The sequence below is a fragment of the Acinetobacter sp. ESBL14 genome (assembly GCF_036668815.1).
In the GTDB taxonomy this organism is placed as follows: domain Bacteria; phylum Pseudomonadota; class Gammaproteobacteria; order Pseudomonadales; family Moraxellaceae; genus Acinetobacter; species Acinetobacter gyllenbergii.
In genome coordinates this window covers 1-405 of the sequence record NZ_JAZEVS010000049.1, presented here as the reverse complement: position 1 = coordinate 405, position 405 = coordinate 1, and the positions used below count along the sequence as shown (strand labels likewise).

Genomic DNA, 405 nt, shown 5'->3' with positions numbered 1-405 from the left:
GCCACAAGCGCTCACAAATGGTTTTACTGGAGAAGGCTCAAGCGTGGTGGTGATTGATACTGGGGTGAATTCGACCAAGAATAAAGCCTTATCCCTCTTGAAGACGCATTCCAGGAAGAAGTACGAGAGCAACCATACAATCGCCACGCCAATGCTGTAATGCGCATGTTGCAAACCATAGAATCGTGATCTGTAAGGGAAAACAAAATACGAAGAAGGTGCTAAGAATACCGATCATTCCTTTAACGATCTCTTACGAGTCTTCTGCATCACCCCCATCAATACCATACGGTCGATCAGCTCAGGGCGTTGGATATCGCCTGTACCGGGTGGCATATCAATCACCAATAAACCTGCGGTCCCGGGCATCATCAACTGATTTGATTGCATCATTGACACGAATAC

The 405-nt window shown here is 46.7% G+C and carries 1 pseudogene; it reads left to right on the top strand.

The features are described from left to right. Nucleotides 1-70 (top strand): annotated as a pseudogene (locus V6E90_RS21570) (hypothetical protein); the annotation flags it as partial. Nucleotides 71-405: the final 335 nt, after the last annotated feature.